Raw genomic sequence first — 5,460 nt, 5'->3', positions numbered from 1 at the left:
TTATTTAAAAATAATCTATGCTTAAATATTTTGGCTTACTATGGATTTTATGCCAAAACATTCTGATAATACAGTGGTTGAGGATGGTTTTGAGGTAATAGGTGTAAATCCCATACCAAAAAATGAGAGAAATATGTCACCGTGGAAATTTTTTATATTTTGGGCAATGGTAAGTGGTGCCGCACTTGTTCCAATTGCCGGCAAGGAATTATATAATATGGGCCTTATTTATGCAATTATTGCAATTGTTATTGCCCTTCTTATAGGACTCATACCTGCGGGTTTGATCTCAGATATGGGCCGGCAGATACCGGTACCATCTCTTGTTGTTGCAAGAAAGACCTACGGGTATATGACCTCTGGAGCATATTCACTAATATTCACATTTTTAAATCTTGGTTATTTTGGCCTTAATGATAGTGTTGGTGCCGTAATATTAAGCAGCCTTACACATTCTCCAATTTTATACTGGTACATTATTATGGGGGCAATACAGATATTACTGGTACTTCTTGGTGCAAAATGGCTTGAATATTTCTTTAGGTACACAGCACCGCTTCTTGTAATTAGCTTTGGTATTTTAACATATTTTCTATTCACAACGTATACAATCAATGTTTCTAATCTTTTAAATCCTATCGGTAAGTATACATGGGGAGGTGCGCTGGATTTTCTACTGGGATTTTCAATACTTGCATGGACATATAAGATCTCGACACAATCAAGATTTGGCAGGCCATTTTCTGGTAAAGAAAACAAAAAAACAAGGGCTGGATATTTTGTTGCGAGCCCCCTGGGAATTATGCTACCTGTTTTGCTGATGGGCATTGTTGGATTTTTTGGCAATAGTTTAAATCCTGGAAGTGGATGGAATATTGCAGTACTATCTTTTCCCGGTGTATCCGGAATAGACAGAATTATAATAATCATCGCGGCCATTCTTCTGGCATTATCATTGATACACCCAAATGCAATGAATCTTTATCCCGCAACTGCTGATTTATTAACATCAATACAGCCATTATTTGGTAAGAGTGTGCATGAAAAATGGGCACAGCCTGTTGCAACACTGCTACTTGGCATTGGTGGTATAATACTGGCCATAGAGGGCATCCTGGCCCGTATATCCGGATTCATAGACATTCTCGAGGCAATTATATTTCCATTTACATTCATACTCATTTTTGACTGGTTCAAAAATTTAAGGCATACAACAAGAATAGGTGACTATTATAAAATACCAAGAAATATAAAAAATAATATTAAATTTGGAGCCCTTATACCAGCGTTTATAGGCACTGTGATAGCCATATTTGGAATAGGCCCCTATGATTACATATTTGCTTATTTCCCAAAGGCACTCTTTGGATCGTTTATTGGACTTTTATTGTATATTGTCATATATTACATTAGACCAGAGAGGGTTCAATTGTCTGAAAAACAGAATGACTATGATAGATTTAATATGGAGGCTGAGGATTCACAGTAATTTTTAAAAATAAATAAAAATAATCTTTTGATTTTTTTAAGGAATAATTTTTTTATTTAACCTCTGCAACCTTTTCAATTTTCTGGGATGAAAATTTTTTAAGTATTATTATTAATATAAGGCCAATTAAAATCCATACACCAACCATATATGCAGGAAGGTTTAATGGAAATGCAGGAACAGGATATACAGTGCTGAATATTGCAAATCCAATAAATATTATTGCTATTGCCGGAATAATTAAATCAGCAATTATATGGAATTCCTTCTCCCTTTTGGTGTATACAGGAAGGCTCAATGTTGCTATTGCATGCTGTAACATGAATGCTATTGATGCCGCGCCCTCTATGACCAGTGCACCTATAAATGGTCCAAATATTAATCCGGAAATAAGTGCAATAATAAATGAAAAAACTGCAGTTGTAAGTATTGCCTTATAAGGCGTACCATATTTTTTATGCGTTTCACTTAGATATGATGGTAATATATTGCTATCCCTGGATAAATAATAGAGCATCCTTGTTAAAGAATTATTAATGGCTATGCCAAAATCAAGAAAACTGTTTAATACTATTGCGGCAAAGAGCCATCCACCAAAGGGTCCCAGAAATGTAAAATATTCTATAAGGCCTGGATCAGGCGATGACCCAAAGGATGATATATTATTTAATCCCCACCCAACAGTTAGTGCATATGCATTAAGCGCCAGTGGGATAACAACAATTAGCCATCCATATAGAATTGCCTTTTTAATCAATCTTTTAGGCTCCCTGGATTCCTCACCAAGGGCAATAACAGAGCCGCTGCCACCGTATGAATAAAGACCAAATAATAATCCAAGACCTATAATAGAAAAATCATTTCCCACAGGTTTTGCTGTGAACACGGTTAATGTGTTTCCAGCACCAACCTTTATTATTATAATTATTGCACCTATGGTCAAAACAAGTGTCTCAATAATTCCCGTGTACACAGCATAATTTAATGATACCCTCACACCACGATAAACAAATACAGTTGTAAATATTAGGGGTATTAGCATAATTGGTATCCATATATATGTAATTGACGAAATTTTTGGGGATATTAGAAAAATAAATGCAGCAAATGATAAAAGAGCAAATCCGGTATATGTCAAGAACTCATTAAAGAAGAACAACCATCCAGTTAAATCTCCGGCCGTTTTGCCAAGACCTGCCCTGGAAAATGCAGAATATCCGCCGGAGCTGGAGATTTTACCAGAAAACTGATAATTTGTGTTTAACCATAAGAGCACTATTAATGGTGCGAGCAAAAAAACCAGCGGTGTGCTGCCCTCTGCAACCAGTGCGGTTCCTGTTATAAGTATTGCAACCTCTGCGGCCGGGGCAACATGGCTGAAACTCTGGAAAATATCGTGCCACAATCCCACCTGATCCGGTTTTAAACTTCTGTCAGAATTCATGGCAGAATAAATATTTTGGTATAATAAACCTTTCCAGCTGTTTATATTACAAAATTTGACTTTTTATAAACATAATATTTTATTTTGTCGTAAAATAATTAAAATTTTATACAAAAATTCAGGGATATTTGGTTTGATTCCAGATTTATGATAATTATTTATAAAAAATATTTTAGGCAGGCCTTATTTTAGGCATTTTTTATTGCCATATGATCTCTAAAATTTATCGTCAATTGCTTAATTTTCATTTTTTTCCAGGCACTTAATTTTATATATGATTAAAAATTACGTTTAATATATAATTAAGGGCTTTTTTGTACTTTAAATCCTCGTATGGATTTAAAAATTTGGAGGTGTGAGAATGGTTTTTGATGCAATCGACAATTCGAGGATTAATAAGAATGGAATTAAATTATTTGCCCTGGCATCCACAGGTCTGTTTCTTGACGGTTATGACCTGTCCATAATTACCATGGCTGCCCTTGTTTTACCGGCACAGCTTCATCTCAGTGAACTTGAGTACATACTAATAGACATATCATCCTTTGCCGGAATGCTGGCTGGTGCACCGCTGCTAGGCATTTTATCAGACCGTATTGGACGAAAAAAGATATTTGGCATAGACCTTATATTCTTTGTATTATTTGCAATTACAGCGGGGCTCTCAACAAATTTTATTGAGTTGTTTTTATCAAGGCTTCTTATGGGATTCGGCATTGGGGGTGATTATCCAATAAGCTCCACAATGATGTCTGAATTTTCACCAAAAAAAACCAGGGGAAAGCTTCTAATAACAATGGTTGGAATGTACTGGGTTGGGGCATTTGTTTCAGCAGCCGCCAATTACTTCTTCGTAATTTACTACGATTTCTGGAGATATACATTTATTCTGGGTGGATTAATGGCAGTGCCAATAATACTATTAAGGCTAAGTGTACCTGAATCACCAAGGTGGCTGGCATCTCACGGAAAAATAGAGGATGCGGAATATTCTGAGATTGAAATAGCCGGCAGATCGGATAATCTTAAAAATTCGGAATATAAAATAAAAACAAAATACGGCAAAACCTTTATTTTTGTAATACTTGCATGGTTTATATTTGATGTTGCTGCATATGGCATAGGATTTTATTATCCGGTAATATTCAGCACACTGGGATTTAAGCATCAGTTTAGATCAATAGCAGAGGCAGGCATGCTGATATCAATTGGTGGCATACTGGGATATATAATAGCAATGCCACTTGCAGACCGGCTTGGTAGAAGATTCCTTACAATTTCAGGTTTTTTCATAATGTCATTGCTTTTAATTCTTGGGAGCATCATTAAAATTTCAGGCCTTTATACAGTACCCTTCTTTTTCATATTTGTACTATTTGAGCAGTGGGTTGGGGCTGTAACATTATTTTATCCCACAGAATTATTTGATACTACTGTTAGGTCAACCATACAGGGCATTGCAACAGCAGTGTCAAGAGTTGGTGCCATAATGGGTATTGTCCTATTTCCATTATTTCCTGTATTCCATTCATTGTCAATATTTGCCGGATTTTCAGTTTTTGGGCTGATAATAGCAATCATTATGGCACCAGAAACAAATAAGAATTCCCTTGAAAAAAACGTTGAAACCTATACCGCTGCAAATATAAATAAATAACTATATTTTTTTAGTATTACAGAATTTTAAAATAATAATCATTTATTTATGTTCATGCTCTATATCTATGGAACTGTATTTAATAATGCATCCATTGTTGAAAGTTCCTTAAAATCTCTTGATAAAATTAAATGCAGGAAAAAATTTTTGATAGTTGATAATTTTTCAACAGATAATACTTATGAAATACTTATAAGACTTAAAAATATTTATGATATTGAAATTAGGAGGGTCAAATGCTCCAGGGGGATGGGAAGACAGCTTGCCATGGAAATGGCATATAATGAATCAGATGATATGGATATTTTTATGCAAGTTGACCTGGATACAATTTACAATGATAAATTTATAAGTCTTTTTAACAGTTTCCTTATAAATATTGATGATAATTCTGTTGCATTTAATTTTATTTGCAGAAAACGGGTTAATTTCAGCGTTCCATGGAGAGACCTTAATTACGGTGAGGATTTTGAAAGGATGGCAAGGTTCTTAAAAAATGGATACATTGTTTATAAGGTTCCAGAATATAATAAAATAGCAAATAACCAGCACGCAATTAAACGGGAAAGACGCTATGCTTCAGGATTAAAATATTTAAAAAGAATTCTTCATAATAATATTGATCTAATTAGAGGCTATGGTGTATCAAATTATAAACTCTTTAAGAAATTTTTTAAATCGGCAGGGTTTAAAAAAAGATCTTATATTTTTGTGTTCCTAATTTATTTATTTGTAAAAATCAGTGGACTTAAAATATATAATTATGGAGATTTCCTAAATAATGAGTATGTTAACAGCAACTCCCTGAATATATGCTCATATTTTAATTTTAAATTATAATTATAATGTATTAAAAAAATTTATAATTTA

At 34.0% G+C, this 5,460-nt stretch carries 4 protein-coding genes; 3 read left to right on the top strand and 1 reads right to left on the bottom strand.

All coding sequences use genetic code 11. From position 1 onward, the window contains the following. The first annotated feature begins 49 nt into the window (after positions 1 to 49). Positions 50 to 1,489 (top strand): cytosine permease, encoded by a 1,440-nt coding sequence (locus AOG55_RS03545; RefSeq protein WP_162216756.1) that lies wholly within the window; start codon positions 50 to 52, stop codon positions 1,487 to 1,489. Between the two features lie 52 nt (positions 1,490 to 1,541). On the opposite strand, the gene AOG55_RS03540 is transcribed toward AOG55_RS03545, so the two are convergent. After that, positions 1,542 to 2,933, bottom strand: coding sequence for an APC family permease (locus AOG55_RS03540; protein ID WP_054964388.1), 1,392 nt, complete (start codon positions 2,931 to 2,933; stop codon positions 1,542 to 1,544). Between the two features lie 361 nt (positions 2,934 to 3,294). Here AOG55_RS03540 and AOG55_RS03535 point away from each other — a divergent pair, with 361 nt between their 5' ends. Together AOG55_RS03535 and AOG55_RS03530 are read left to right on the top strand one after the other, a co-directional pair. After that, positions 3,295 to 4,590, top strand: a complete 1,296-nt coding sequence (locus AOG55_RS03535; RefSeq protein ID WP_055040905.1) for an MFS transporter — start codon at positions 3,295 to 3,297, stop codon at positions 4,588 to 4,590. Positions 4,591 to 4,644: 54 nt separating this feature from the next. Beyond that, positions 4,645 to 5,430, top strand: coding sequence for a glycosyltransferase family A protein (locus tag AOG55_RS03530; protein WP_162216755.1), 786 nt, complete (start codon positions 4,645 to 4,647; stop codon positions 5,428 to 5,430). The last annotated feature ends 30 nt before the right edge of the window (positions 5,431 to 5,460 follow it).

This window comes from Acidiplasma cupricumulans (assembly GCF_001402935.1).
Classification (GTDB): domain Archaea; phylum Thermoplasmatota; class Thermoplasmata; order Thermoplasmatales; family Thermoplasmataceae; genus Acidiplasma; species Acidiplasma aeolicum.
Note: the sequence above shows the minus strand (reverse complement) of the source record. Positions and strands in the feature narration are given on the sequence as shown.

What these genes read in the sequence shown, in the direction of transcription:
- AOG55_RS03540 (WP_054964388.1), bottom strand. Translation starts at nt 2,933, where the DNA reads ATGAATTCTGACAGAAGTTTAAAACCGGATCAGGTGGGATTGTGGCAC.
- AOG55_RS03530 (WP_162216755.1), top strand. Translation starts at nt 4,645, where the DNA reads ATGCTCTATATCTATGGAACTGTATTTAATAATGCATCCATTGTTGAA.
- AOG55_RS03545 (WP_162216756.1), top strand. Translation starts at nt 50, where the DNA reads ATGCCAAAACATTCTGATAATACAGTGGTTGAGGATGGTTTTGAGGTA.
- AOG55_RS03535 (WP_055040905.1), top strand. Translation starts at nt 3,295, where the DNA reads ATGGTTTTTGATGCAATCGACAATTCGAGGATTAATAAGAATGGAATT.